Annotated in this window: 23 protein-coding genes; 19 read left to right on the forward strand and 4 right to left on the reverse strand. The window is 61.2% G+C overall.

The genetic code is table 11. The annotated features are described in order from the left end of the window. Positions 1-48 precede the first annotated feature (48 nt). Positions 49-1140: an SMP-30/gluconolactonase/LRE family protein gene (locus tag DHV10_RS03465; protein WP_109484902.1), complete on the reverse strand. Its 1092-nt coding sequence runs from the start codon at positions 1138-1140 to the stop codon at positions 49-51. Positions 1141-1322: 182 nt separating this feature from the next. Here DHV10_RS03465 and DHV10_RS03470 point away from each other — a divergent pair, with 182 nt between their 5' ends. Further along, positions 1323-2201 carry a prepilin peptidase gene (locus DHV10_RS03470; RefSeq protein WP_162601164.1) on the forward strand — a complete coding sequence of 293 codons (879 nt, stop codon included), beginning with the start codon at positions 1323-1325 and terminating at the stop codon, positions 2199-2201. 7 nt (positions 2202-2208) lie between these two features. On the opposite strand, the gene DHV10_RS03475 is transcribed toward DHV10_RS03470, so the two are convergent. Beyond that, on the reverse strand, positions 2209-2937 hold the full coding sequence (locus DHV10_RS03475) for a tetratricopeptide repeat protein (protein ID WP_109484904.1): 729 nt from the start codon (positions 2935-2937) through the stop codon (positions 2209-2211). 89 nt (positions 2938-3026) lie between these two features. Here DHV10_RS03475 and DHV10_RS03480 point away from each other — a divergent pair, with 89 nt between their 5' ends. The 6 genes from DHV10_RS03480 (at position 3027) to recR (ending at position 8149) form a co-directional block, all read left to right on the forward strand. Then, positions 3027-3560, forward strand: coding sequence for an SET domain-containing protein (locus tag DHV10_RS03480; protein ID WP_109484905.1), 534 nt, complete (start codon positions 3027-3029; stop codon positions 3558-3560). Positions 3561-3623: 63 nt separating this feature from the next. Further along, a complete protein-coding gene (locus DHV10_RS03485) occupies positions 3624-4019 on the forward strand; it encodes a hypothetical protein (RefSeq protein ID WP_109484906.1) in 396 nt (131 codons plus the stop codon). A gap of 118 nt (positions 4020-4137) precedes the next feature. After that, entirely contained in the window at positions 4138-6156 is a 2019-nt protein-coding gene (gene dnaX, locus DHV10_RS03490; RefSeq protein WP_109484907.1) for a DNA polymerase III subunit gamma/tau, read from the forward strand. A 31-nt stretch (positions 6157-6187) separates the two neighbouring features. Continuing rightward, a complete protein-coding gene (locus tag DHV10_RS03495; protein ID WP_109484908.1) occupies positions 6188-6520 on the forward strand; it encodes a YbaB/EbfC family nucleoid-associated protein in 333 nt (110 codons plus the stop codon). A gap of 58 nt (positions 6521-6578) precedes the next feature. Next, the gene (locus DHV10_RS03500; protein WP_109484909.1) at positions 6579-7535 is read left to right on the forward strand and encodes an MBL fold metallo-hydrolase; all 957 of its coding nucleotides are present in this window, start codon (positions 6579-6581) and stop codon (positions 7533-7535) included. Positions 7536-7546: 11 nt separating this feature from the next. Beyond that, entirely contained in the window at positions 7547-8149 is a 603-nt protein-coding gene (gene recR, locus DHV10_RS03505; RefSeq protein ID WP_275425886.1) for a recombination mediator RecR, read from the forward strand. Between the two features lie 14 nt (positions 8150-8163). On the opposite strand, the gene DHV10_RS03510 is transcribed toward recR, so the two are convergent. Next, on the reverse strand, positions 8164-8535 hold the full coding sequence (locus DHV10_RS03510) for a response regulator (RefSeq protein WP_109484910.1): 372 nt from the start codon (positions 8533-8535) through the stop codon (positions 8164-8166). A gap of 448 nt (positions 8536-8983) precedes the next feature. On the opposite strand from DHV10_RS03510, the gene DHV10_RS03515 reads away from it, so the two are divergent. Genes DHV10_RS03515 through DHV10_RS03525 form a run of 3 tightly spaced genes read left to right on the forward strand, consistent with a single transcriptional unit; the run spans position 8984 to position 13189 of the window. Further along, on the forward strand, positions 8984-10348 hold the full coding sequence (locus DHV10_RS03515; RefSeq protein WP_109484911.1) for an ABC transporter ATP-binding protein: 1365 nt from the start codon (positions 8984-8986) through the stop codon (positions 10346-10348). Further along, complete coding sequence (locus DHV10_RS03520) at positions 10345-12090, forward strand: ABC transporter permease (RefSeq protein WP_109484912.1); 1746 nt, start codon at positions 10345-10347, stop codon at positions 12088-12090. Before DHV10_RS03515 ends, DHV10_RS03520 begins: the two co-directional genes overlap by 4 nt. Before the next feature lie 37 nt (positions 12091-12127). After that, the gene (locus tag DHV10_RS03525) at positions 12128-13189 is read left to right on the forward strand and encodes a Gfo/Idh/MocA family oxidoreductase (RefSeq protein WP_109484913.1); all 1062 of its coding nucleotides are present in this window, start codon (positions 12128-12130) and stop codon (positions 13187-13189) included. Here DHV10_RS03525 and DHV10_RS03530 read toward each other — a convergent pair whose 3' ends face one another. Further along, positions 13190-14659, reverse strand: a complete 1470-nt coding sequence (locus DHV10_RS03530; RefSeq protein ID WP_109484914.1) for a sensor histidine kinase — start codon at positions 14657-14659, stop codon at positions 13190-13192. Positions 14660-14723: 64 nt separating this feature from the next. On the opposite strand from DHV10_RS03530, the gene DHV10_RS03535 reads away from it, so the two are divergent. From DHV10_RS03535 to DHV10_RS03575, 9 genes are all read left to right on the forward strand, one after another. Next, positions 14724-15428: a response regulator transcription factor gene (locus DHV10_RS03535; protein WP_109484915.1), complete on the forward strand. Its 705-nt coding sequence runs from the start codon at positions 14724-14726 to the stop codon at positions 15426-15428. Between the two features lie 228 nt (positions 15429-15656). Next, a complete protein-coding gene (gene kdpF / locus DHV10_RS03540) occupies positions 15657-15746 on the forward strand; it encodes a K(+)-transporting ATPase subunit F (protein ID WP_109484916.1) in 90 nt (29 codons plus the stop codon). 1 nt (position 15747) lies between these two features. Then, complete coding sequence (gene kdpA / locus DHV10_RS03545; RefSeq protein ID WP_109484917.1) at positions 15748-17469, forward strand: potassium-transporting ATPase subunit KdpA; 1722 nt, start codon at positions 15748-15750, stop codon at positions 17467-17469. A 12-nt stretch (positions 17470-17481) separates the two neighbouring features. After that, positions 17482-19662 (forward strand): potassium-transporting ATPase subunit KdpB, encoded by a 2181-nt coding sequence (gene kdpB / locus DHV10_RS03550; protein WP_109484918.1) that lies wholly within the window; start codon positions 17482-17484, stop codon positions 19660-19662. Positions 19663-19689: 27 nt separating this feature from the next. After that, complete coding sequence (kdpC, locus tag DHV10_RS03555) at positions 19690-20313, forward strand: potassium-transporting ATPase subunit KdpC (protein ID WP_109484919.1); 624 nt, start codon at positions 19690-19692, stop codon at positions 20311-20313. 168 nt (positions 20314-20481) lie between these two features. Beyond that, the gene (locus DHV10_RS03560) at positions 20482-21222 is read left to right on the forward strand and encodes a (Fe-S)-binding protein (RefSeq protein WP_109484920.1); all 741 of its coding nucleotides are present in this window, start codon (positions 20482-20484) and stop codon (positions 21220-21222) included. After that, positions 21219-22697: a LutB/LldF family L-lactate oxidation iron-sulfur protein gene (locus DHV10_RS03565; RefSeq protein ID WP_338042564.1), complete on the forward strand. Its 1479-nt coding sequence runs from the start codon at positions 21219-21221 to the stop codon at positions 22695-22697. Before DHV10_RS03560 ends, DHV10_RS03565 begins: the two co-directional genes overlap by 4 nt. Next, complete coding sequence (locus DHV10_RS03570) at positions 22694-23323, forward strand: LutC/YkgG family protein (RefSeq protein ID WP_109484922.1); 630 nt, start codon at positions 22694-22696, stop codon at positions 23321-23323. Before DHV10_RS03565 ends, DHV10_RS03570 begins: the two co-directional genes overlap by 4 nt. Positions 23324-23418: 95 nt before the next feature. Beyond that, positions 23419-25641, forward strand: a complete 2223-nt coding sequence (locus tag DHV10_RS03575; RefSeq protein WP_109484923.1) for a bifunctional rhamnulose-1-phosphate aldolase/short-chain dehydrogenase — start codon at positions 23419-23421, stop codon at positions 25639-25641. Positions 25642-25667 lie beyond the last annotated feature (26 nt).

Raw genomic sequence — 25667 nt, forward strand, 5'->3', positions numbered from 1 at the left:
AAACGGGCGCTCTCTTCGGTTCGGAATTCAACTCCTGCCGCTGTCGCGCTACTTCTTGCGAATCAGCGGTGCTCCGGGGATGTTCAGGCGGATGCGGTATACGCTGCTGCTGGCCGTGATGAAGAGCGTTCTGCGATCGGCGCCACCCCAGGCAACGTTCGCGGATTTCTCCGGCATCAGGATGATTCCGAGCGGCTTCCCCTCCGGACTGAATATCCAGACCCCGCCGGGCCCCGTGCTGTAGATGTTGCCGTCGATGTCGACCTTCATCCCGTCGGGAGCGCCGGGGCGTTGATCAGAAGTGGCATCGTAGAAAAGCTTCGCCTCGGTCAAGCTTCCGTCCGGCTGAACGCGGTAACGCATCCAGATCTTCTTCGGTTCGGAATTGTTGACGTAGAGGTATTTCTCGTCGGGCGAGAACGTGATGCCGTTGGGACGAGTCAGGTCGGAGACGAGCAACTGCAGTTTCGACGAAGGCTTGGCCCCGGCCTGCTGACCCGCGGCATTTGGCATGCGATAGACGCCGTTGACGTTTAGCTGCTTCTCCGGATCCTGATCCGACTGCGTTCTGAGACCGTACGGCGGATCGGTAAAGTACAGCGAACCGTCAGAGCGGTAAACCAGATCGTTGGGGCTGTTCAGCTTCTTGCCCTGGTAGCTGTCAGCGAGGATCGTGATCCGGGAATCCGGATTGAGCTCTTCGAGACGGTACACATCGCGCTGCGCATGTCCTGCGACAGTGAGGCGACCCTGAGTGTCCGCGGTCATGCCGTTTGATCCGGGTTCGGGGCCTCCATAGGGCGTGTGGCCGTGATACCCGCTGGGCGTGATGAACACTGAAGGCTGCTCGTCGCCGGGCTTCCACTTGCGGATGCTGTCGCTGGGAATCTCGGCGAAGTAGAGCGATCCGTTGAGCCAGATCGGGCCCTCCGTCCACTTGTATCCGGTCGCGATGCGCTCGAGCTTGGCCTCGCGTGGAACGATTTTGTCGAGGGAAGGGTCGCGGCGATCAAGCTGGACCGGAGAAGCATCGATCGCGCCCGACTCCTGGCTCCCTTCCTGTCGCGGAGCAGCGGCAAGAAGGATGAGGCTGAGTGTTGTGGAGACCACGGCCGTCGCGGCAAGCGAGGAACGTTTCATCTGTGGTGACCTTCCTGGGATTCGCGACGAGCGTTCGTAGGCGAAAAGTCGTCGACCGTATGACGGCAACCATTCTTTCCTCTGCGAGCGAGTCGCGCAAGAGGCACGTCTGCCGAGTACTGAGGATTTTGAGGTCTCTCGACTCTCCGGCCGTATACTCGACCTTCCCGGTGATCGAATCGATGATCCGCGTATTCTGCACAGTTTTGGCCGGGCTCCTGGGCCTCGCGTTCGGCAGCTTCCTGAACGTGTGCCTCAGCCGCTGGCCGGAGGGCGAAAGCGTGGTGAAGCCGCGCTCACATTGCCGCAGCTGCCGGAGAACGCTGACCTGGTGGGAGAACGTGCCAGTGGTGAGCTGGGTTGCACTGCGGGGCAAGTGCCGGACGTGCGGAGCGATAATCAGCTGGCGTTATCCGGCCGTGGAGCTTGCGATAGGGCTGCTATGGGCAACAGTCGTGTGGCAAGCGGGTGCTGCATCGTTCGAGCAGTTCATTGTTTCTGAGAAACCGTATGCGGCTGTCTTCTCGGTTTTGCTCAAGATGTCATTTCTCTGGCTGCTTGTTGCACTGGCAATGCTCGATGCCGAGCACTTGTGGCTGCCGAACTGGCTCACCATACCGGGCGTCGTCCTCGGTTTGATAAATGTCATCGTCGGCATGTTCTCGGCGCGCCGGTATTCGATTGTGGAGCCCGGCTTGTTCATCGCTGCGTTTGATTGGGCGGGAGGAGTGATCGCCGCAGCCGGTCTGATCCTGATCATCCGCTGGACCTACTGGCTCATCCGCCGACGCGAAGGCATCGGCCTTGGCGACGCGAAGCTGATGGCGATGCTCGGAGCCTGGCTCGGGCTCTCTGGCGCACTTTTTTGCTTCGGCATCGGCGTTGTGCTCGGAGCCTTGTTCGCGCTCACCGCGCTGGCCCTTCCAGCATCCCGGCGCGACTCAGAGAACTGGCTCGCAGCAAAGCTCCCACTCGGCACCTTCCTCTGCATCGGGGGAATCATCAGCGCGCTGTGCGGCCAGCCCATCATTGAGGCCTACAAACGCTGGGCAGGATTCTGATCCCCAGCTACTTCGGAGCCTGATTCGCCGACACCGCAGGTGCATTTGCAAGCTGCGCGCTCTTCAGCAGTTTCTTCGCTTCTTTAGAGTGCTTGCTCTCCGGATCGTCGTAGTCGACGACCTTCTGGTAATTGGCCTTCGCGTCGGCGTAATTACCCAGGCCGCGCTGCGCCTCCGCGATTCCCCAATAGACATCGGGGTTCTCAGAGTCGGTGACGAGAGCGGACCGAAAGCGAGACAGCGCAGCTTTGTAGTTCTTGCGGTCCAACTCAAACTCGCCGACGCTTTCGTCTTCCTTCGCCGTGACCTGGTGGACCGCGGGCTGCTGCTGCCCGCGCCGATGTTTGTCGGGCCGGTCTTCGTCGGGGATGTTCACATCGCCGCTGCCGGCAAGGCTCGAGCTGAATCCATCCGCACCCGCAGAACCGCTATCCACGGCATCGTCAGGACTGTGCACCGGATCGTTGTCGTTCTTCAGGAGACCCGTAGTCTCCGCGCCACCGCTCTCTGCAGGGCTCTCCGCAGCCGGAGGCGCTGCTGGAGGCTGGGCAGTGGTTGGGACAACCGGCACGCTTGTCGTGTCTTCAGGAAAGGGATTCGATTCGGACGGCTTTTGCGCGGGCTGTTGAGCAGGAGGCTTCTGCTGCGGTGCGGGAGGGGACGCCTGCGCGAGCAAACCAACGGCCGAGATAAGGCCGCATCCAACGGTAAGCGCGATGTTTGTTCTCAGCTTCATTTTTCAATCAGCGCCGTTCGTTTCCGCCACTTCAATGTTACGATGCGTTGCATAGCGTACTTCAACTCACCCAGGATTTCTGCTTCCCTATGGCCCTAGTCATCCGCTCCTCAGCCATTCATGCAGCCGGCTGCTACACGACGTCCTCAGTCCGCAAAGGTTCGCGCGTGGCCGAATACACAGGGCCGCGCATGACCAAAGATGAAGCCGACGCGGCAAACGAAGAGTCGCCCATCACCTATCTCTTTGGACTCGGCGACGGCTCGGTCGTCATCGACGGGCACTGCATGGCGATGTTCATCAACCATAGCTGCGACCCGAACTGCGAGACGGAAGAGATCAAGGGACGCGTCTGGATCAAGGCCATCCGCAAGATTGAACCCGGCGAAGAGATCACGTACGATTACTGCCTCTACGATGGCGGCGAAGACGACGCAACCTGCAACTGCGGCGCGAAGAAGTGCCGAGGCACCATGTACTCGGCCACCGAGATCCGCCGGCGCAAAGCTGCAGCAAACAGAGCAGCCAGGAAGAAGCAGGAGCGCCGCAGGGTACGCGTCAAGCCGACGGAGATGCCGTCACCCCGTACAAATGAGGTCGACGAAGAAGAGAACGCCGCGTAAGCTCGCACAGAAGCTGGAGCAGGCAGCCTGCACGGAGCAGGGTCAAGGCGCTAGCATTGGTCAATGAAGACGGAGCCCGAGCAGCGGCCGCTATCCGATGAGCAGATGGATGTGCTCCGGCGCTACGCTCTCTTCGAAGTAGGGCTCGAAGAAATGCTGACTTCCCTTAAGGGCGCCTTCGACATCGACTTCGAAGAAACCAGAGCAGGAGATTCCAGCCCGACACAACGACGCTCCGCCAATAACCGGTTCCCCATCCCCGAGCCGGGCATCGTCATCACCCGCGAACACATTTCCAATGCTCTGGAACGCAAGCGCTTCGAGCTCGTCTCGGAGCGGGACCTGGTCTACTGGGCCACGGTACTGCTCCTCAATGATGCGTACGTGTTCGATCCCGGCGATGAAGATCTGATCGCAGAATGGCTCAACGACATCAGCTTCAATCTCGATGCGAGCTAAACCTCTGCAAAGATGGAATGCAGCGGTTTTCCACGTCCGCCCTCTGCACCTCCGGAACGATACAATCTGACCTAGCGCTCTCTAGCGAAATCACCGACAGTTGGGAGTAGTTGATCGCATGGGTTATCAGGTTCTGGCTCGCAAGTATCGTCCGCAACGGTTTGCCGACGTCGCCGGGCAGGACCACGTCACGCGCACGCTCCTGAACGCCCTGACCCAGAACCGCATCGCGCACGGCTACATCTTCTCGGGCCATCGCGGCATCGGCAAAACCACCATCGCCCGCATCCTGGCTATGGCTCTGAACTGCCGCAGCGAAGTGGGCACAGCCGACCGTCCCACCCACGAGCCTTGCCTCAAGTGCGTCTCCTGCCGTGAAATCTCCTCCGGGGGCAATGCCGACGGGGGCGAACTGGCGACCCACTCCTTCGACTTCATCGAGATCGACGCGGCTTCGAATCGCGGCATCGATGACGTCCGGTCCATTCGCACCCAGGCTTCTGTCCAGCCGGCGCGCGACAAGTACAAGATCTTCCTCCTCGACGAAGCCCACCAGATCACCGACGCAGCCTTCAACGCCATCCTAAAGACGCTCGAAGAGCCTCCCGAGTGGACCATCTTCATGATGGCCACGACCGAGCCGGAAAACATTCCACAGACCATCCGCTCGCGCTGCCAGCACTTCAGCTTCCACGCCGTAAAGTTCGACGACATCCTTGGCCAGCTGAAAATGATCGCGCAGCAGGAGAGCGTAAGGGCCGAAGATGCCGCGCTTGCGCTGCTGGCCGAGGCCGGCGACGGCTCGATGCGCGACGCCCTCAGCATCATGGACCAGGCGATCGCGTCGGCTCCCTGCGATGCGAACAATTATGCCGTTCTCGAGGCACAGCAGATCCGCGATTTGATGGGCTCGGTCCCCAACACCGTGTTCGAACACCTGCTCGAAGCCGTCGCCGCAGGCAACAGCGCAGGCGTCATGGGTCAGCTCAATGAACTGCTCAGCGCAGGACACAGCCCGCAGTCGCTCGCACGGCAGATCGTTCGCTACCTGCGTAACACGTTGATGGCGAAACTCGGCGGAGAGCAGACAGAACTCCTCCAGATCTCCGGCGACGAACGGGCGCGTGCCGCCCGCACCGCTCTTCTCTTCACCGAAGAAGAGATCACGCGCAATCTGCAGTTAATGCTGCGAACCTTCGATGACCTGAACTACCGCCAGGAGCAGCGTTTTCATCTCGAACTCGGCCTGATGAAGCTCGTGCACGCCCGGCGTCTCCTGCCCCTCGAGGAGTTGCTCAGCGGCGTGGCGAGTGGCGCTCCCGTAAGAAGCGGCGGATCCGCGGCTCCCGCTGCACCGAGAACACCTCCTCCATCGGCTCCGCGCAGCACTCCTGCAGGTCCGCGCTCTTCGTCCTCAGCCGTATCCTCAAGCGCGCCACCGCCGCCGCGCTCACCGTTCGGTTCAGGGCCGCTGATGCAGACCACCCCAATCCCCGAAAGCCTCGGCGTCAGCGGGTCGGCCGCTCTCGCCGCGCAACCGGCACCGGTCGAGCCTGCGGGCGAAGTGATTCCCTTCCCGAGCGTTGCTGCAAAACCGGAGATAAAGTTAGAGCCAGCGCCCGTCCCCGCTCCGCCCGTGCCGGAGATCAAATCCGAGCCGGCGCCAATCAACACCCCCGCCGCGATTCCACCGGCGCCGGCTATAGTCGCGGAATCTCCCGATCCCGTAGCGCCTCTTCGTCCCGCAGGAGCGCTCGACGCGGAAGCCGCGAAGCACGCCATTGTGACGGCCCTCGCCCAACAGGGTCACGCCTCGGCATCTCAGTTGATCTCAACAGCCCGCTTCACGCTCGAAGCAACAAGCCTTCGTATCGAAGTTCCTGGGATCAAAACGAAGATGCTGTCCCTCACCGTGAACGCTGCCGCGGAAAAGATAATAAAGCAGGAAGTGCAGCGCCTGGGCGGTCCATCGCGGTTCATGGTGATCCCCGGAGAAGGTGTGGCCGCCACAACACCGGTCGCAGCTCCCGCAGCGGGAAGCATCCAGCAAGCCGCCATGGAGCACCCCATGGTGCAGCGGGCCAAGGAAATCTTCAATGCCGAGGTCCGCAGCGTCGTCGATCTGCGCAACAAGTAATTCGCAAGCCGAGACACAGAGGAGGGCCGGGATGTTCAATCCCCTCAAAATGGCGGAGATGCTCCAGCAGGCGAACACCATGCAGGAGGAGATGCAGCGCAAGCTGACCCAGACGGTGGTGGAAGGCACCAGCGGCGCGGGCGCCGTAACGGCAACCATGAACGGCAAAAAGGAACTCCTCAAGATCAAGATCGATCCCTCCGCCGTCGCCAGCCTCACTGGAGCGAATCCCGACGTAGAAATGCTCGAGACCCTCATCGTCGGGGCGGTCAACGATGCCGGGCACAAGGCCGATGAGGCTATCCAGTCGAGCCTCAAGGGAGCGCTCGGCGGGCTTAACCTGAATATCCCCGGGCTGGGCTGAACTCGTACAATCGCATTCTGGCGTTGCAGTGTGTTGTTGTGGACTAAAGGAGGTCTCGATGACTGCTGGGCTCAATCGCAGAAATTTTCTTCAACTCGGCGCGACCGCGGGCGCGGCGGCTCTCTTCGAGCGCTGGGGCTTTGCGCAGGCTGCGCAGGCCGCAGCTCCCGCGGACCGCGCTGCGCAGATGCGCGCCGCCGGGGCCTCCACCCCCATCAAGACCACGAAGCTCTACGACAACCTCTGGCTCCTCCAGGGCGCCGGCGGCAACATGGCCGTGCAGACCGGCAAAGACGGCGTGATCCTGATCGACTCCAGCTTCTCCACTGCCGTGCCCCACATCAAAGAGGCCATCGCCGCTCTAGGCCCCGACGCGCCTCATGCTCTCATCAACACGCACTGGCACATCGATCACGTGGACGGCAACGAAGGAATGCACGCCGCGGGATTCACCATCGTCGCTCATGAGAAGACAAAAGAACGCATGTCGAAGCCGGCGGAGATGAAACTGTTTCACATGTCGCTCCCGGCGTACCCTGCGGGCGCACTGCCGACCGTCACCTTCGCAGACACCATGAAACACGATCACAACGGCGACACGGTCGAGCGCGTCCACTACGAACCAGCCCACACCGACACGGATATCTACATTCACTTCCACAATGCAGATGTGCTGCATTGCGGCGACATCTTCTTCAACAAGTCCTACCCGTTCATCGACGAAGGCTCGGGTGGATCGATCGGCGGCACCATCGACGCAGCACAGAAGTCTCTGAGCCTCGCCGGAGACAAGACCAAGATCATCCCGGGCCATGGCCCGCTGGGCGACAAAACCGATCTCAAGGCGTACATCGACATGCTCTCGACCGTACGCGACAAAGTAGCGGCTCTCAAAAAGTCCGGAGCCAGCGAGCAGGAAGTGATCGCAAAGAAGCCCACGGCAGACCTCGACGCCACGTGGGCGCACGGTGGCTCACCCGACATGTTCCTCGGGATTGTTTACCGAACGGTATAGGAGGATGCGCTGTGGCACGCTACGCCGAGCCCATGGCCCGGCTCATCGATGAGTTGAAGAAGCTTCCCGGGGTGGGAACCAAAACTGCCCAGCGCTTTGCCTTCCACATTCTGCGCTCGAGCGAGGATGACGCTTCCTCTCTCGCCGATGCCGTCCGTGGCCTGAAGGCCAGCCTCCGCCTCTGCTCCATCTGCAACAACATCACCGACGTCGATCCGTGCCTCTACTGCACGAGCCCCACGCGCAATCAGAGGCTCGTTTGCGTGGTGGAGGAGCCAACCAACATCGATGCGGTCGAGCGCAGTCGATATTCCGGCGTCTACCACGTTCTGCACGGAACGCTCTCGCCGCTCCACGGAGTGGGGCCGGATCAGTTGCGCACCAGGACACTGCTGCAGCGGGTCGAGCGCGGAGAGCTGGACGAAGTCATCCTCGCCACCAGTCCGACGCTCGAAGGCGAAGCTACAGCCACGTGGCTGGCCGGAGCTCTGCGGCAATTCCCTGTAAAGATCACTCGCATCGCGACCGGCGTACCAGCCGGCAGCGACATCGAGTATGCAGACGAGGTCACCATGGCGCACGCACTCGAGGGGCGCCATGAGGTGAAGCTCTAAGGTAAGGGGTTGAACTAGCCGCGAAGCTTGGCGAGAAGATCCTGTGGGTGAACCGGCTTTGCAAGAATCTCGAACTCGTACCCTCTTGCCCGAGCCTTCTCCAGCAGATCAGCGGTAGCCGCTTGGCCGGAAAAGAGCAGAATCTTGATCTTCGGAAGCAGAGCGCGAATCTGGATCGCCGCATCGATGCCGTTCAAGTCGGCCATGATGACGTCAGCGATAAGCATGTCGGGCTGGTAGGTCGAGGCTGTCTCAAGCGCAGCTTCACCGGAGTAGACGGCCGTTGCCTGGAACCCGCTCTGGTTAAGGATCATCGAGAGCGTGTCCGCGATGACGCGTTCGTCGTCTACGACAAGTACTTTGGGCTTAACGTGATTATCGGGCATACACTCCTGAACGCCGAACGTGATTGGCGCAGCCTTTCAGTCGAACGCGCCGCAAAGCGAAGCCGAAAAGCACCGCGAGCGGTACGATCAGCCTGGAATACATTTTCAGGATACCATCCTGCAACAGGCAAGATGGCCTGGTCAAAACCCTGGACTGTCTCGCAAGTCTGCCGCGCCGGCGACGCTGCGCGGGAAAGACGTCTCCCCGCCATCAGTCGATTGGACGCACAAACAGGTCAGGGGAGATGCCGGGCAAATGCTGAAAAATGTGCCTCACGGTCATCGAAGGGCCGTCACCGGTGCGAGCGGAACTGCGATACTCTGAAGCTTGCGCGTATCCCCGGCCCTTCCGATTCATCAGAGCGCAACGCGTTCCTCATAAGCTTGCAATGTTTCCCCATTCCCCTTCCAGGAGAGATGCATGCAATCTGCTGGTCTCCAAAATGGTATGCAGGCTGCCGCTTCCGAGGAGTCGGACCGCCCCACCACAGAGGCAATCATCCGCGCGGAGAAGATCGAGAAGTTCTACGCGCAGCCTAGCCAGAACCGCATCCAGGTTATCTCCCCAACCGACCTGAGCATCGTCCCCGGCGAGATCGTTGCACTCCTGGGCCCCTCCGGCTCGGGGAAATCTACCATGCTGCGCATGCTCTCGGGACTCTCCAGGCCCTCTGGCGGGCAGGTTTACTGGCACGAAAAGCCCATCGCTGAGGCGGAGATCAACGTCTCGATCGTATTCCAGAGCTTCGCCCTGTTCCCGTGGCTCACTGTTCTGCAGAATGTCGAGGCTCCTCTCCAGGCCCGCGGCATCGATCCTGAAGAACGCCGTGCGCGCAGCATGCGCATGCTCGACACCGTCGGTCTGGACGGTTTCGAGTCCGCTTATCCCAAGGAACTCTCCGGCGGCATGAAGCAGCGCGTCGGCTTCGCCCGCGCCCTTGTGGTCGAACCGGAAGTCCTCTTCATGGACGAGCCGTTTTCCGCCCTCGACGTGCTCACCGCCGAGAACCTGCGCAGCGAGCTCCTCGAGCTTTGGGCCAAGAAGACAATGCCCACCCGCTGCGTCTTCATCGTCACGCACAACATTGAAGAAGCCGTTTTGCTGGCCGATCGCATCATTGTCCTCGGGCGCAATCCAGGGCACATCCGCACGGATTTCCGCGTGCAGATCCCGCAGCCCCGCGATCGAAAGGCTGAAACCTTCACGCAGCTCGTGGACTTCATCTACAAGGTGCTGACAAGGCCCGATGTCGCTCCCGCCGAGGCGCCCACCGGCCCGCGCGTCCGCGATCAGCGCCAGATGAAGTACCAGATGCTGCCGCACGCCCGCCCCGGCGGAGTGGCCGGGTTGCTCGAATTGCTGATCGACAAGAACGGCCGCGACGACATCTATCGCCTTGCCGACGATCTGGCTTTCGAGATCGACGACCTGCTGCCCATCGTCGACGCCGCCCAATTGCTCGGCTTCCTCAAGGTGGAGGAAGGCGACGCGAGCATCACCGAGCTCGGTGCCGAGTACGCGAACTCCGAGATTCTCCGCCAGAAAGAGATCTTCCGCGACGCGGCAATCGAGAATGTCCTGCTGCTGCGCCAAATTCGCCGCGCGCTGGATGCGAAGAGCGACCACACCGTCTCCGAAGAGTTCTTTCTCGACATGCTGGATGAGCAGTTCAGCGGCGAGGAGTCGCAACGCCAGATCGAAACCGCGGTCACCTGGGGTCGGTATGGCGAGATCTTCGACTTCGACGCCGCGCGTCGCCGCTTCGTTCTGCCTGACGTTCTGCAGGAAGAGGCTGCCGGAGGCGGCGAATGAGCTTGCAGCGCACCCTGACGCGCTCGCTGGTCATGGTGCGTACGTGGCCCGTGGTGATCGACATGGGCGTCGGCCTGTGCGCGCTCGCGCTGTTCATGGCGATCGTTCACCTTGCCGCTTATTGGATGGGCACCGCCGTTCCTGTCTCGCACGTGACCGAGAACGCCCGTTCCCTTCCTGTCTATGCGTTCTACTCGGTGATGCGCATCGGCATCGCCTACGTGCTCAGCCTCGTCTTCGCGATCGCCTACGGATACATTGCGGCCCGCAACGCACGCGCCGAAGCCTGGATGATCGCGGTGCTCGACATCCTGCAGTCGATCCCGGTACTCAGCTTTCTACCTCCTGTGCTGCTGGCCATGATTGCGCTTGTCCCTCACCGCCAACTGGGAATTGAACTCGGCGTCATCCTGCTGATCTTCACCGGGCAGGTCTGGAACCTGGCATTCAGCTTCTACTCCTCCATGAAGGCGATCCCGCGCGAGATGCTCGAAGCCTCGCGCATCTATCGCTACTCCGGCTGGCAGCGTTTCTGGCAACTAGAAATGCCCTACGCCGCCATCGGCCTGGTTTGGAACTCGATCATCTCGGTCGCAAACGGCTGGTTCGCGTTGATGGCATGCGAAATGTTTCAGCTCAAGAACCGCAACTTCGAGCTCCCCGGCCTCGGCAGCTACATCCAGAACGCCACTTACGACGGCGACATGCGCGCGCTTGTCAGCGGCATCGCCACAATCGTGCTTATCGTCGTCGCGACCGATCAGCTCATCTGGCGGCCGCTCATCGCCTGGAGCGAGAAGTTCAAATTCGAACAGGTGGAAGCCGCCGATCACGTCTCCTCTCCGATTCTCGCCCTCCTGCAGCGATCGAGGCTCCTCGGCACACTCACCGGTCGTCTCTGGACACGTATCGAGGAGCCCGTCTATCGGCGTCTATCGCGGTCCCGCGAGACGCGCGTCGTACAGCCCATAGACACGGATGGTGACCGCCGGCGTCCCTCCATTCTCTACTGGTTCGCGGGAATCACTTTCGCACTCGTGATCACCTGGGGCGCGGTGCAATGCGCATTGATGCTGCGGCAGGTCAGCTGGGCCGAGCTGCGAATGCTCTTTACCGGCGCGGCCGCCACCTTTCTTCGCGTCAACGCTTCCCTGCTGCTCTCCGCCCTGTGGACTGTCCCGGTAGGTGTCGCCATCGGATTCAGCCCGAAGCTGGCGCGCGTCGTTCAGCCCGTCGCACAGGTCCTCGCATCCGTGCCCGCAACCGCCTTCTTCCCCATACTCCTCATCGGCCTGCTCAAGATCGGCGGCGGTCTCGGCATCGGCTCCATCGCGCTCATGCTGCTGGGCACGCAGTGGTACATCCTCTTCAATGTCATCGCTGGCGCCATGTCGATCCCGTCAGACCTGAAGGAGGCAGCATCGCTCTACAAATTCACAAGTTGGCAGCGATGGACGACGCTGATCCTGCCCGGCATCTTTCCCTACCTCATCACCGGCATGGTCACAGCCTCCGGCGGCGCATGGAACGCGTCGGTGTTCGCCGAATACGCAAACGTCCAGAACCGCACCATCCAGACCAACGGCCTCGGCGCACAGATCGACACAGCAACGGCAGATGGCAACTTCCCCATCCTTCTGCTCGCAACCATCCTCGTTGCGTTGATGGTTGTTACCATGAATCGCCTCGTCTGGAGGCGTCTCTATCGCCTTTCGGAGACAAGATATAAACTCGAAGGCTAAACAAGCTCATGAAGTTTCGTCGCGATCGGGGGAGCCAATGATTCGCGTTGGGGTAGTCGGTTTTGGACTGGCGGGCCGCGTCTTCCACGCACCGCTCATCTCTTCTGTTGAAGGCCTCGAACTAGCCGCCGTTGTTGAACGCAGTTCCAACAATGCCGCGGAGCGGTATCCCGGTATTACTACGTACCGATCGGTGGACGAGCTTCTCGCAGACGCTTCCATCAAGCTGGTTGTCGTCGCAACGCCGAATGCCTCCCATTTCTCCATCGCCATGCAAGCTCTGGAAGCCGCCAAAAACGTCGTGGTCGACAAACCGGTGGCCCTCACGTCCGACGAGATACGCCAGCTGTCAGAGCTGGCCGGCGGCATCGGCCTGCAACTTTTTCCGTTCCATAACCGCCGTTTCGACAGTGACTTTCAGACGCTGCGCAAAGTACTGGATGAGCATCACGTGGGCAGGAACGTCCACCTGGAATCAAATTTCGACCGCTGGCGTCCGGGGCTCACGCGCCGCCCCTGGAAGGAAGACCAGGATCAGGGCGGATTGCTTTTCGACATTGGTACGCATCTCGTAGACCAGACGCTGGTTCTCTTCGGCCTTCCGGCATCGGTCGGTTGCGACGCGCGGCGGGAACGCGACGGGGACGGAGCCACCGATTCCTTCAGCATCCGCCTGCACTACCTCACCGGCTTCTCCGCAACCCTGAACTGCAATCTTCTCTCTTCTCTGGCCAGGTCACGTTTTCACTTGCGAGGCACGCGTGGCAACTTCTGGAAATGGGGACTTGACCCGCAGGAAGATGCGCTCACCAAAATCACAAAAATCGAAGATCCGGCTTGGGGTCAGGAGCAGTCGGATCGCTGGGGCACGTTGAGCGTCGGTCTCGACGGCGATCCGGTCGAGACCCGCGTGCCATCCCTCCCCGGAAACTATCGACGCTTCTATGTGGGGGTCCGTGATGCCCTGCTCGGCACGCTATCTCCGGATCTTGCGACCGCGACCGACGCATGGCGCGGCGCTCGCATCCTTGAGTGGGCCAGGCAGAGCGCCGAAGAGCATCGCGACATCGAGTGCGACTGGAGCAGCGAGCCGGCCTGATCAGCTCGCCGATTCCGCTGGATCCTTCTCCACAAGCGGCACCCAGAACCGAAACGTGCTGCCATGTTCCGGGCTGCTTTCGACCCCCAGATCGCCGCCATGCGCCCGCACGATGGCACGCGCGATTGCCAGCCCCATGCCGGTTCCCTTGCCGATGACCTTGCCCTTTTTCCCGCGATAGAACTTCTCGAAGATGTGCGGCAGATCGGCTCTGTCGATTCCCGGCCCGTTGTCTTCCACTTCAAACTCCAGGCGTCCCTCAACCCGTCGCGCCCGCAGCACAATCCGGCTCTCCGGCGGAGAATAGCGCGCAGCATTCTCAATGAGGTGCCGAAACACCCGCCCCAGCAGCCGAGCATCGAACCACACCGGCCTGTCCGGCTCCTGCACCATCAGCACCGCCTGGTGCCGCCCCAGCGAAGCGCGCGACTCGGCGACCACCTGCTCCAGCAGCGTGCGCGTGTGGCGCGGTGCAGCCTGCACCTTGACCACATTGGCATCGATCTCCGCCATCTCAACAGCCTCGCCGATCAGAGCATCGAGCCGCGCCGACTCCTCGTCAACCACTGTGGCTAGTTCTTTGCGCACCGGATCATCCAGCCCCTGATCCTGCGTGAGCGTAGTCGCGGCGGCGCGGATCGCGGTCAACGGCGTCCGAAGCTCATGCGTCAGCGAATCGATGAGCGCCGCACGCAACCGCTCGCTCTCGCGTGAAGCCTCGAGCCGCGCGCTGGCCTCAATCGCCATGGCGCGCGAAAGCGCAATCCCAATCTGCGCGGAGACCGCAGTCGCCACTTCCTTCGACAGCGTTGGAGGACTCCACGCAAGCGCCCCAACAGGGCGCACGCCAACAAACAGCAGGTGCGACTCAAAATTATCCCGCACAGCAGCCGCGATCTGAGTGGATGACTTCGCCAGGTCCCGAAGGTTCGCCTTGAACATCCCGGCCGGTTCTTCCGACGTCGACTCGAACTGATCGCGATCCTGCACGTAGAGAGCGACATCCTCGAGTGAGAAGATTCGCTTCAGCAGGTGCGGCAAATCCCGGATCAGGCTGGCTGCATCCTGATGCAGAATCATCTCCTGGCTGATCTGAAACAGCCGCTCCACATCTTCCCGCCTCTGCTCCGCCTCATCTTTTTGTTTGCGTGCGCGCTCTGATACACGGCCGGCAACGAGCGAACTGATCGCGAACGTGACCATCGATACCCATTCCTGAGGGCCGGCGAGAATAAAAGTGCGAAAAGGGGGAAGGAAGAAGTAGTCGAATGCGAGCGCGCACAAAACGGCGCTGTACAGCGATATGAAGAGTCCCGCCTGTGTGGCCGTGACCACAACCACTACCAGGAAGATCATGCCTGCGGTCGCGGGATGCGCATGCGCAGCACTCAGGCCCACCGTCGTAAGCACGGCTGCAAGCGTGGCGGCGAGCCACTGCACATAATGGTGCGGCCTGGGTCTGAGCTGCATCGGTTCTCAGGCTGATGATACTCGCGCGCCGCGATGATGTAAGCTTTGCTCAAAGAAGAAGACCATGCCCGGACGCATTCTTGTCATCGACGATGAACCGCAAATCACGCGTGTGCTGCGAGCCTCGCTCTCCGCACAGGCCTTTGATGTTCGCACGGCGAACGATCCCGAGGAGGGTCTGCGGCTCTTCTCCGAGTGGCTTCCAGACCTCGTCATCACCGACCTCATGATGCCCGGACTGAGCGGCGTGGAAGTCTGCCGCGCAATTCGCACGACGTCCTCAACTCCGATCCTGGTGCTGTCCGTCCGCGACCACGAACGCTCCAAAATCGAGGCCCTCGACTCCGGCGCGGATGATTATGTAACCAAGCCTTTCAGCATTCAGGAACTGCTCGCACGCGTGCGCGCCCACCTGCGCCGCGCGCCAGAGAGGGCAGAATCTGCCATCAGCGCTGGCGATTTTGTGATCGACGCAGCTGCGCACAGCGTTGAGGTCCTGGGCAAGCCGCTCCACCTGACTCCCAAAGAGTTTGAACTGCTCGTACACCTGGCGCGCCACGCAGGCAAGGTCATCACTCATCGCGCGCTCCTCACCGGAGTGTGGGGTGTGCAGTCGGCGCATCAGCCGGAATATCTGCGCGTCTTCGTCGGCCAGTTGCGCAAGAAGCTCGAAGCTGAAACTGGCAAGCAGTACATCCAGACCGAGCCATGGATCGGCTATCGCTTCGTTCCAGAAGGCCTTAGCGGAGCAAGTGATCAGGAGTCCTAAGACCTCTCTCCGGAGACTGGGGCAGCCCTGAACCTGCCTTTATCTTTCCTTTAGCATTCCCTTCCGCTATTCCAACGCAACTCCTCGCAGAATCATTCCTGGATTGGGCAAAGCACCGCGCCCAAATCGAGGAGAGCCATGCAGGATCTCACCATGCTTTTCTACACCGCGATCTTCTTCGCCGGAGCCTTTCTGTACGTGAAGGCCTGCCAGAAGCTGAGGTAGCCCATGAGTCTCGTCACAGCACTCGCACTTCTCTGCTCCGTTTTGCTGCTCGTCTACCTCGCAGTCTCACTGCTTTATCCGGAGAAATTCTGAAATGTCGGCAAATGGATGGCTGCAATTTGTCGTTTACTCGCTGGTTCTGCTGCTGACTGTAAAGCCGGTCGGAATCTACCTCGCGCGCGTCCTTGAAGGCCAGAGGACCTGGCTCGACCCGATCCTTCGCCCGATCGAGCGCCTCACCTACCGGCTGTGCGGCATTAACGCGGAGCACGAAATGAACTGGCGACAGTATGCATTCGCCATGCTCGGCTTCTCTGCCGTCACCATGCTCGTCACCTACATCATCGAGCGAGCGCAGGCTGTTCTTCCGTGGAATCCGCAGCATCTCGCAAACGTCGGACCCGATCTTGCATGGAACACTGCCGCGAGCTTCACGACCAACACCAACTGGCAGTTCTACACCGGCGAAAGCACCATGAGCTATCTCACCCAGATGGCCGGGCTCGCCACGCACAACTTCTTCTCCGCTGCCGTCGGTATCGTCGTCGCCATTGCCCTGGTACGCGCCATCAAGCGAACCCAGTCCGACACCATCGGCAATTTCTGGGTCGATACAACACGATCGTTGCTCTACATCCTGCTCCCCGGGTCGGTCCTCTACGCAATGCTTCTGGTTGCGATGGGCGTTCCGCAGAACCTCCACTCCTACACAAGTGCGCACACTCTTGAAGGGCAGACGCAGACCATCGCCCAGGGGCCGGTCGCCTCGCAGGAAGCCATCAAGATGCTCGGCACCAATGGGGGCGGCTTCTTCAATGCCAACAGCGCACACCCCTTCGAGAATCCGACGCCCCTCACGAACTTCCTCCAGATCCTCTCCATCTTCATCATCCCCGCTGGCCTCACCTACACCCTCGGACGCATGACCGGATCGCCTGGCCATGGATGGGCGGTCTTCGCCGCGATGTACCTGCTCTTTGCTGCTGGATTCGGAACGCTCTACTGGGCTGAAGCGCATCCGCACCCGCTCATTCACGGAGCAGCACAGACCATCACCGCGTCCGCCCCCGGCGGCAACATGGAAGGCAAGGAAGTGCGTAACGGCATTGCTGAGAGCGCTCTCTTCGCCACCATCACCACCGATGCAAGCTGCGGCGCAGTGAATGGCATGCACGACAGCTTCACTCCGCTTGGCGGCCTGATTCCCCTCACCAACATCATGCTTGGCGAAGTCATCTTCGGCGGCGTGGGTGCCGGCCTTTACGGAATGCTGATCTTCGTTGTGCAGGCAGTGTTCATCGCCGGCCTCATGGTCGGCCGAACACCTGAATATCTGGGCAAGAAGATCGAGTCTTACGACGTGAAGATGGCGATGCTCTACGTCCTGATATTCCCGCTGATCATTCTGTCGCTCACGGCCATCTTCGTGCTCATGCCCAACGTCGGCCTCGGCACCACAAACAACGGCGGCCCGCACGGCCTCAGCGAGATTCTCTACGCCTTCACGTCAGGCGCAGGCAACAACGGATCGGCCTTTGCAGGACTCGGTCCGAACTGGTGGTACAACGTCACCATCGGCTGGGACATGCTCATCGGGCGTTTCCTGATGATCATCCCGGTCCTCGCGCTTGCCGGCAATCTTGCGCAGAAGAAGAGCGTTCCCCCTTCCCCCGGCACATTCCCCGTGAACACGCCCCTCTTCACTGTCCTTCTTGTGGGAGTGGTTCTGATCCTCGGCGCGCTCACCTTCTTTCCCGCTCTGAGCCTCGGCCCAATTCTCGAACACCTGCTGCTGAAGTCCGGCCAGCTTTTCTGAGGAGATCGAATCATGAGTTCCTTTTCTAGATTGAATTTTGCTGCCCAGGCGGAGTTGCCGTCCGATCCCTCCCTTCAGGACTCGCAGGTTCTGCTGCCGCCGTCTCCATCGCTGCCGCCGGAGCACCACGGCAAGCGCCAGAAGAAATCAATCCCCGGCGTGGTCGAACAGAAAAGCCTCTGGAACGCGGAGATTATCCGCCAGGCGCTGGTCGACGCCTTCCGCAAACTCAATCCGCGCTGGATGGTCAAGAACCCGGTGATGTTTGTCGTTGAGGTCGGCAGCGTGCTGACGACGCTGCTCCTCATCGACAACACGGTCCACCAGCGCGCCGGCTTCGGCTTCAACCTCCAGATCACGCTCTGGCTCTGGTTCACAGTCCTGTTTGCGAACTTCGCCGAAGCCATGGCCGAAGGTCGCGGTAAGGCGCAGGCAGACACGCTCCGCAAAGCGAAGGGTGAGACCATCGCCCAGCGCTACATTGCCTCCGGCGCGCTCGAGCAAGTCGCGAGCGGCCAGCTTCGATCCGGCGACGTGATCTACGTGCCTGCGGGACACTACATTGCCGGCGACGGCGAGGTCATCGAGGGCGTTGCTTCCGTGGACGAATCCGCCATCACCGGTGAATCCGCTCCCGTCATTCGCGAGGCCGGAGGAGACCGCTCGGCCGTCACCGGCGGTACCAAGGTCCTCTCCGACTGGATCAAGGTTCGTATCACCTCAAATCCCGGCGAAACCTTTCTCGACCGCATGATCGCCCTCGTTGAAGGCGCCACTCGTCAGAAGACGCCTAACGAGATCGCGCTCTCTATCCTGCTCTCCGGCCTCACCATTGTCTTCCTTCTCGCCGTCGTAACTCTTCAGCCCTTCGCCATCTACTCGAAAGCCCCTCAGACGGTCTTCGTGCTTGTCTCGCTGCTCGTCTGCCTCATCCCCACCACCATCGGCGGGCTGCTCTCCGCCATCGGCATCGCCGGCATGGACCGTCTCGTCCAGTACAACGTCCTTGCTATGAGCGGCCGTGCCGTCGAAGCTGCAGGTGACGTCAACACTCTTCTGCTCGACAAGACCGGCACCATCACGCTCGGTAATCGCCAGGCCACCGAATTCATTCCCGCCCCAGATATCACTGCTGAGCGGCTCGCCGACGCGGCGCAGCTCGCGTCGTTGTCAGACGAGACTCCCGAAGGCCGTTCCATCGTCGTCCTCGCAAAAGAAAAGTACAACCTCCGCGGTCGCGATCTCGGCGGCATCCATGCGGAGTTCGTTCGCTTCTCCGCACAGACACGCATGAGCGGCGTCAACCTTCCCGGCATGCGCATCCGCAAGGGCTCAGCTGCAGCCATCGCGCGCTTCCTCGAGGATCAGGGGTCGTCCCTCCCCAAACAGGTCCGCGACTCCGTCGAGGAAATCTCGCGTGCCGGCGGTACGCCGCTCGTAGTCGCCGAGAATGCCGCCGCTCTCGGTGTCATCTACCTCAAAGACATCGTCAAGGGCGGGCTCAAAGAACGTCTCGCTCGTCTGCGCGCCATGGGCATTCGCACCGTCATGATCACGGGCGACAATCCCCTCACCGCTGCCGTCATCGCACGTGAAGCCGGCGTTGACGACTTCCTCGCGGAAGCCAAGCCCAAAGACAAGATGGACCTCATCAAACGCGAACAGTCCAAAGGCAAGCTGGTCGCCATGACCGGCGACGGCACCAACGACGCGCCCGCACTCGCCCAGGCCGACGTGGGCGTCGCCATGAACTCCGGTACCCAGGCCGCCAAGGAAGCCGGCAACATGGTCGACCTCGACTCCAACCCGACCAAGCTCATCGAGATCGTCGAGATCGGCAAACAACTCCTCATGACGCGCGGTGCCCTCACCACCTTCTCGATCGCCAACGACGTCGCAAAATACTTCGCAATCATCCCGGCGATGTTCGCCGGTGCGTTTCCTGTGCTGAACGCACTCAACATCATGCATCTCGCAACGCCACAATCGGCTATACTCTCGGCCGTCGTCTTCAACGCGGTTATCATCATTGGTCTCATCCCCCTCGCTTTACGTGGCGTGAAGTACGAGCCGAAGTCTGCGCAGGCTCTCCTGCGGCAGAACCTGCTCATCTATGGCGTGGGCGGCGTCATCATCCCATTCATCGGAATCAAAGCCATCGATGTATTGCTCGTCGCCATGCACCTGGCCTGAGCACGATCGATCTGACAAGGACTGCATATGACTACGACAGCTACTCTCCCCGTTCCGGCACACGCCCACGAAGCTCAAACAGCCGAGCATTCGGTGTGGGCCACCTCCATACGCTTCACACTGCTGACCACACTTCTGTTTGGCATCGCGTATCCCCTCGTTCTGACCGGGGTAGCCGGCGCGGTCTTCCCGCACAGGGCCGCAGGCAGTCTCATCGAGCGCAATGGGCAGGTGATCGGCTCCGAGTTGCTCGCCCAGGGCTTCGCCAGCGACAAGTACTTTCATCCTCGCCCATCGGCGGCCGGGAACGGCTATGACGCCACCTCGTCCGGCGGCTCCAACTACGCGCAGTCGAACGCGAAGCTCGTGCAGCGCATGCAGGGCGATATCGATAAGCTCGCTGCGGAGAACCCCGGCCGCCCGGTGCCCATAGACGCCGTTACGACCTCCGGCTCCGGCCTCGACCCGGACATCACTCCAGACAATGCGCTCTTTCAAGCCCGTCGTGTGGCGAAGGCTCGAGGCCTGAGCGAAGAGCAACTCAAGCAGCTCATAAGCCAGCACACGCAGGCGCGCACATTCGGGCTCCTAGGTGAGCCGCGCGTCAATGTTCTTGAGCTGAACCTGGCTCTCGATCAGCTTGCGAAATGACTTTCCACGTTGTCCTGGAATTGGGGAGGCCGCAGTTCACGCCTCCCCTCCTTTTTGTCTCCACCACCTGCCAGCAAAGCTCGCAAGGTGCGCAGCATCATAGACGTGTCGCGCCGGCATCGCATATTCTTCCCTTTCATGCCGGCGTAGGATTTTCCGGTTCAAACGATGCGCGCATCGCTCTTCATCACCTGCTACAACGACACGCTTTTCCCGCAGACCGGCCGCGCCGTTGTGCGTCTCCTTGAGCGCCTCGGAGTAGAAGTCGAATTCGCTCCCGCGCAGACCTGCTGCGGCCAGATGCACGCCAATACCGGATTCCGCGGCGAAGCGTATTCGCAAGCCAAGCGTTTCGTTCAGCTCTATCGCGACACGGAATGCGTGGTCATTCCCTCGTCCTCATGTGTCGCGATGATCCGCGACCAGTATCCCGGTCTCTTTGCAGAACTGGGAAATGAGGAGTTGCGCCGCGCCTTCGCCGCCCTACTGCCGCGAATCTTCGAGTTCAGCGAGTTCCTTACCGACAAGCTCGGCATCGACGATGTCGGCGCTTGCTTCCCGCATCGTGTTGCGTACCACGCAAGCTGCCACGGCCTGCGCGGACTGAATATCGGCGAACGCCCGTTCCGGCTACTGCGAAGAGTCCGCGGACTGGAACTCACTCCTATAGCGAATCTCGATCGCTGCTGCGGATTTGGCGGAACATTCTCCGTCAAGAACGCGGATGTCTCGACCGCCATGCTCGATGCCAAGCTCACCGACCTGCTCGCAACAGAGGCCGAGTACTGCACGGCGCTCGACAACAGTTGCCTCATGCACCTGGGCGGTGCGCTCCATCGCCGCAATCTGAAGATGAAGCCCATTCATCTCGCCGAGATCCTGGCCAGCACGGAAGCGGGCGCATCGTGAGCGGCCCCGTACCCATCAGTACGCCAGTGATGGACCCGCGCCTTGCGCCTCCGTTCCCCAAAGCAGCGCTGCCAATCCTCCAGAACACGCAGCTGCGCAAGAACGTCGCCCATGCAACCGACGTCATCCAGGCCAAGCGTAATCGTCTGGTTGCAGAGAAAAAGGATTGGCAGGAGCTGCGCACTTCGGCATCAGCCATCCGCGCACACGTTCTCGCGAATCTGGCCACCTACCTCGAACAGTTCGAAACCAACTGCACTGCCGCCGGCGGAGTGGTGCACTGGGCCAGCAACGCCGCCGAAGCCCGCCGCATCATCATCGACATCCTGCGCGAAGAAAACGCAACTGAAGTCATCAAGATCAAGACCATGACTTCCGCCGAAATCCAGCTCAACCCCGCGCTCGAAGCGGCTGGAATCGCCGCGATCGAAACAGATCTTGCCGAACTGATCCTGCAACTCGGGCACGATGAGCCATCGCACATCGTCGTTCCCGCCCTCCACGTGAACCGCCATCAGGTCCGCGAAATCTTTGCCCGGCAGATGGGCTTGCCGCAGCTGCCCAACGATCCCGAGGCCCTCACCGCCGCGGCCCGCACCTACCTGCGCCGAAAGTTCCTCAGCGTCCCGACAGCGATCAGTGGAGCAAATTTCCTCATCGCCGAGACAGGCTCCGTTGCTATTGTCGAGTCCGAGGGCAACGGCCGCATGTGCCTCACGCTGCCGCGCACGCTCATCACGTTGGCCGGCATCGAGAAGGTTCTGCCCCGCTTCGCTGATCTCGAAGTCATGCTGCAGGTCCTCGCCCGCTCCGCAACCGGCGAGCGCCTCAACCCATACAACTCCCTTTGGTCCGGCGTAGTTTCCGGGGATGGCCCGCAGCGCTTCCATGTTGTCCTGCTCGACAACGGCCGTTCTGAAATCCTTGCCCGCAAAGTCGAGCGCCAGACGCTGCAATGTATTCGCTGTGCGGCATGCCTCAACACCTGCCCCGTCTACCGCCAGACCGGCGGCCACGCTTACGGCTCACCCTACGCCGGGCCTATCGGCGCCATTCTCACTCCGCAACTCGAACGCATGCGGCACGCACAGTCGCTTCCCTATGCCTCTTCTCTCTGCGGCGCGTGCTACGAAGTCTGTCCGGTCAAGATCAACATCCCCGAGGTGCTGATCGATCTTCGCGCCCAGGTCGTGGATCAGGAACGCGTGGATTCCGCGCGCTGGACGGATCCCATGTACCTCGGCATGAAAGCCGCCAACTTTGCCTTCGCAAGCGCATCCCGATTCCGCATGGCGCAATGGTTCGGCAGACTCGGCCTCCGATTTTTCACCGGCAAAGACGGATGGATCCGCAAACTGCCCAGCCTCGGTTCGCGCTGGACCCTCTCGCGCGACCTCCCCGCCCTGCCCGACCAGACCTTCCGCCAGTGGTGGGCCGAACGCGAATCTAAGCCAAAAACGGGGGCCGACAAGTGAACTCGCGCCAGCAAATACTCGACCGCATCCGCACCGCAACGAGCGGCGACAGGAGCAGATACGAAGACCTTCCCCGCGGCTACATCCATGCAGGTGCGCTCGAGAACGAGGCTCGCATCCAGCTCATGACCGAGCGCCTGCGCGAATACGGAGCGGAAGTAGTCGAGTGCGCGGCGTCGGATCTGCCGGCAACGATCTCCCCTCAACTGCGCGATAGCGGCAGGCACCGATTCATCGTCCCGGACGGAGTTCCCCACGAGTGGCTTGCTGAAGACTTTACTTGGCTCCGCGATCAGAACCTCATCTACGACGAAATCGAGCAATGCGCAGGTGTCATGACGGCAGCTTCTGCAGGCGTTGCCGACTCGGGCACCATCATCCTGCATCACGGGCCCGCCGAAGGACGCCGCATCATCTCCCTCCTCCCCGACTTCCACCTCTGCATCCTTCGCGCATCGCAGATCGTCGAGACCATGCCGGAATACTTCGCCCGCTTCCCCAATCCCCCACGTCTCGCTACCTTCATCTCCGGGCCATCGGCAACAGCAGACATCGAAATGACCCGCATCAAAGGCGTCCACGGTCCCCGCTTCCTCAGTGTCATCATCGTTCGCGACGACGCCTGAGCCCGCCCGCACCAACCCTCACCCTGGACCGTCATCCCGCCCGCATCCGCATTACAATCGAAGTCTGAGATTTCTCCCCCGATCGGTGGTGCTTCATGTCGCAGGCTACTCTCGCAAACGCAACCCTCCGCTTCCTCGAAGATCGCTGGAACTCTGCCGTGGCCGCCGGTCTCGATGAGCCTGAGTCCCTCCGCTACCGCTCCAACCTGCTCGGCTCCGACCTGCGCATCACCAACTTTGCCGGCGGCAACACCAGCTCCAAGGTCAAGGAGATTGACCCGCTCACCGGCCAGGAAGTTGAAGTGCTCTGGGTCAAAGGCTCCGGCGGCGACCTCGGCAGCATCAAGCGTGCAGGCTTTGCGACGCTCTATCTCGACAAGCTGCTCGCCCTCGAAAAGCTCTACAAGGGCGTCGACTTCGAAGACGACATGGTGGCCATGTATCGTGTCTGCACCTTCGGAGACAATCCCGTCGCTGCATCGATCGACACACCGCTGCATGGATTCCTGCCCTTCCCACACGTCGACCATCTCCATCCCGACTGGGCCATAGCCCTCGCCGCCTCCGCCAACGGCAAGGCGAAGATGGATGAATTCAATCGCGAATTCAACCACTCCCTCATCTGGGTTCCCTGGCAGCGCCCTGGCTTCGAACTCGGCCTCATGATGCGCAACGCCGTCCAGAAAAACCCCGGATGCGACGGCATCATCCTTGGCGGACACGGCATCTTCACCTGGGGCGACACCCAGCGCGAGTGCTACCTGAACACCATCACCATGATCGACCAGATCGGCCAGTTCATCGCGCGGCACGGCGAAGCTCTCGGCCCTAAGCGATTCGGTGGCGAATCCGTTCCCTCGCGCACCGATCGCCGCGCGCTCGCGACCGAAATCGCTCCTCACCTTCGCGGCCGACTCAGCGCGCAGCATCGCTACATCTCCAGCTTCAGCGACGCCCCCGATGTTCTTCAGTTCGTCAACTCCACGCACGCGCAGGAGCTGGCGTATCTCGGCACAAGCTGCCCCGATCACTTCATCCGCACCAAGATCCGCCCCATGTTCGTGCCCTGGGCGAAGAACGAAAGCGTTGCGGATCTGAAAGCACACATCGATCGCTCCTTGACCGAATATCGCGAACAGTACTTCACCTACTATCACTACTTCGTCAAGCCGGATTCACCACCGCTGCGCGATCCAGTCCCCGCCATCGTTCTTATCCCCGGGCTCGGCATGTTCAGCTTCGGCAAGAGCAAGACGGAAGCACGCATCACGGGCGAGTTCTACACCAACGCCATTCATGTGATGGAAGGCGCCAGCCTGCTCACCGGAACCGATGACGTGAAGGATGCACTTCCGCAGTGTGGCGAAGGCATGGACCCCGCCAGCTTCAAAAGTTTCAGCAACTACGTGGCGCTCCCGCCGATCGAAGCGTTTCGCATTGAGTACTGGGCGATGGAAGAGGCCAAGCTGCGCCGTCAGCCGCCAGAGAAAGAGCTGAGCCGACGCATCGCGCTGATCGTCGGCGGAGGCAGCGGCATTGGCCGCGAAGTCGCCCATCTCGCGGCCACCCGCGGCGCTCACGTCATGATTGCCGACCGCGACGAAGCCGCCGCAAAGCATGTCGAGGCGGAGGTCGCCAAAATCTCCAGCAAGGAATTCGCCGCCTCCACCACCCTCGACATCCGCAAACGGGAAACCGTGCGCGACGCCATCCGCGCCACCATCGCCGCATTCGGCGGCATCGACATTCTCATCAATACCGCCGCGCTCTTTCCATCAACCCCTGAGGGCCACATCTCCGACGATCTCTGGTCCACGACCCTCGACATCAACGTCACCGCGAACTACATCCTGGCCGACGAAGCCGCAAAGATCTTCGCCGACCAGAACCTTGATGGCAGCATTGTGCTCACCAGTTCCGCAAACGCGGTCGTCGCAAAGCGCGGCAGCGAAGCTTACGACGTCAGCAAAGCGGCTCTTTCGCATCTCGTCCGCGAACTCGCCATCTCCCTCTCGCCCAAAGTTCGCGTTAACGCGGTCTCGCCCGCTACTGTCGTCAAGGGCAGCACCATGTTTCCGCGCGATCGCGTGCGTGCATCGCTGACGAAATACAACATCCCGTTCGACGAAACGAAATCAGACGAAGAGTTGCGCAGCCTTCTCGCGGCGTTTTACGCCAAGCGCACCCTGACCCACCAGCCCATCGATCCGGTGGACTGCGCTGAAGCCATCCTGTTCCTGGCCAGCCCAAAAACGCGGTGCACCTCAGGACATATCTTCCCGGTGGACGGAGGTCTCAGCGAGGCGTTTCTCCGCTAAGACCGACTTAAACCTCAGATATCGAT

Origin of the sequence: Occallatibacter savannae, from assembly GCF_003131205.1 — a bacterium.
Taxonomy (GTDB): domain Bacteria; phylum Acidobacteriota; class Terriglobia; order Terriglobales; family Acidobacteriaceae; genus Telmatobacter; species Telmatobacter savannae.

Excerpts from the sequence above, each read along its gene's own strand:
- DHV10_RS03465 (WP_109484902.1), bottom strand. The coding sequence starts at position 1,140 with ATGAAACGTTCCTCGCTTGCCGCGACGGCCGTGGTCTCCACAACACTC.
- DHV10_RS03470 (WP_162601164.1), top strand. The coding sequence starts at position 1,323 with ATGATCCGCGTATTCTGCACAGTTTTGGCCGGGCTCCTGGGCCTCGCG.
- DHV10_RS03475 (WP_109484904.1), bottom strand. The coding sequence starts at position 2,937 with ATGAAGCTGAGAACAAACATCGCGCTTACCGTTGGATGCGGCCTTATC.
- DHV10_RS03480 (WP_109484905.1), top strand. The coding sequence starts at position 3,027 with ATGGCCCTAGTCATCCGCTCCTCAGCCATTCATGCAGCCGGCTGCTAC.
- DHV10_RS03485 (WP_109484906.1), top strand. The coding sequence starts at position 3,624 with ATGAAGACGGAGCCCGAGCAGCGGCCGCTATCCGATGAGCAGATGGAT.
- dnaX (WP_109484907.1), top strand. The coding sequence starts at position 4,138 with ATGGGTTATCAGGTTCTGGCTCGCAAGTATCGTCCGCAACGGTTTGCC.
- DHV10_RS03495 (WP_109484908.1), top strand. The coding sequence starts at position 6,188 with ATGTTCAATCCCCTCAAAATGGCGGAGATGCTCCAGCAGGCGAACACC.
- DHV10_RS03500 (WP_109484909.1), top strand. The coding sequence starts at position 6,579 with ATGACTGCTGGGCTCAATCGCAGAAATTTTCTTCAACTCGGCGCGACC.
- DHV10_RS03510 (WP_109484910.1), bottom strand. The coding sequence starts at position 8,535 with ATGCCCGATAATCACGTTAAGCCCAAAGTACTTGTCGTAGACGACGAA.
- DHV10_RS03515 (WP_109484911.1), top strand. The coding sequence starts at position 8,984 with ATGCAGGCTGCCGCTTCCGAGGAGTCGGACCGCCCCACCACAGAGGCA.
- DHV10_RS03520 (WP_109484912.1), top strand. The coding sequence starts at position 10,345 with ATGAGCTTGCAGCGCACCCTGACGCGCTCGCTGGTCATGGTGCGTACG.
- DHV10_RS03525 (WP_109484913.1), top strand. The coding sequence starts at position 12,128 with ATGATTCGCGTTGGGGTAGTCGGTTTTGGACTGGCGGGCCGCGTCTTC.
- DHV10_RS03530 (WP_109484914.1), bottom strand. The coding sequence starts at position 14,659 with ATGCAGCTCAGACCCAGGCCGCACCATTATGTGCAGTGGCTCGCCGCC.
- DHV10_RS03535 (WP_109484915.1), top strand. The coding sequence starts at position 14,724 with ATGCCCGGACGCATTCTTGTCATCGACGATGAACCGCAAATCACGCGT.
- kdpF (WP_109484916.1), top strand. The coding sequence starts at position 15,657 with ATGAGTCTCGTCACAGCACTCGCACTTCTCTGCTCCGTTTTGCTGCTC.
- kdpA (WP_109484917.1), top strand. The coding sequence starts at position 15,748 with ATGTCGGCAAATGGATGGCTGCAATTTGTCGTTTACTCGCTGGTTCTG.
- kdpB (WP_109484918.1), top strand. The coding sequence starts at position 17,482 with ATGAGTTCCTTTTCTAGATTGAATTTTGCTGCCCAGGCGGAGTTGCCG.
- kdpC (WP_109484919.1), top strand. The coding sequence starts at position 19,690 with ATGACTACGACAGCTACTCTCCCCGTTCCGGCACACGCCCACGAAGCT.
- DHV10_RS03560 (WP_109484920.1), top strand. The coding sequence starts at position 20,482 with ATGCGCGCATCGCTCTTCATCACCTGCTACAACGACACGCTTTTCCCG.
- DHV10_RS03575 (WP_109484923.1), top strand. The coding sequence starts at position 23,419 with ATGTCGCAGGCTACTCTCGCAAACGCAACCCTCCGCTTCCTCGAAGAT.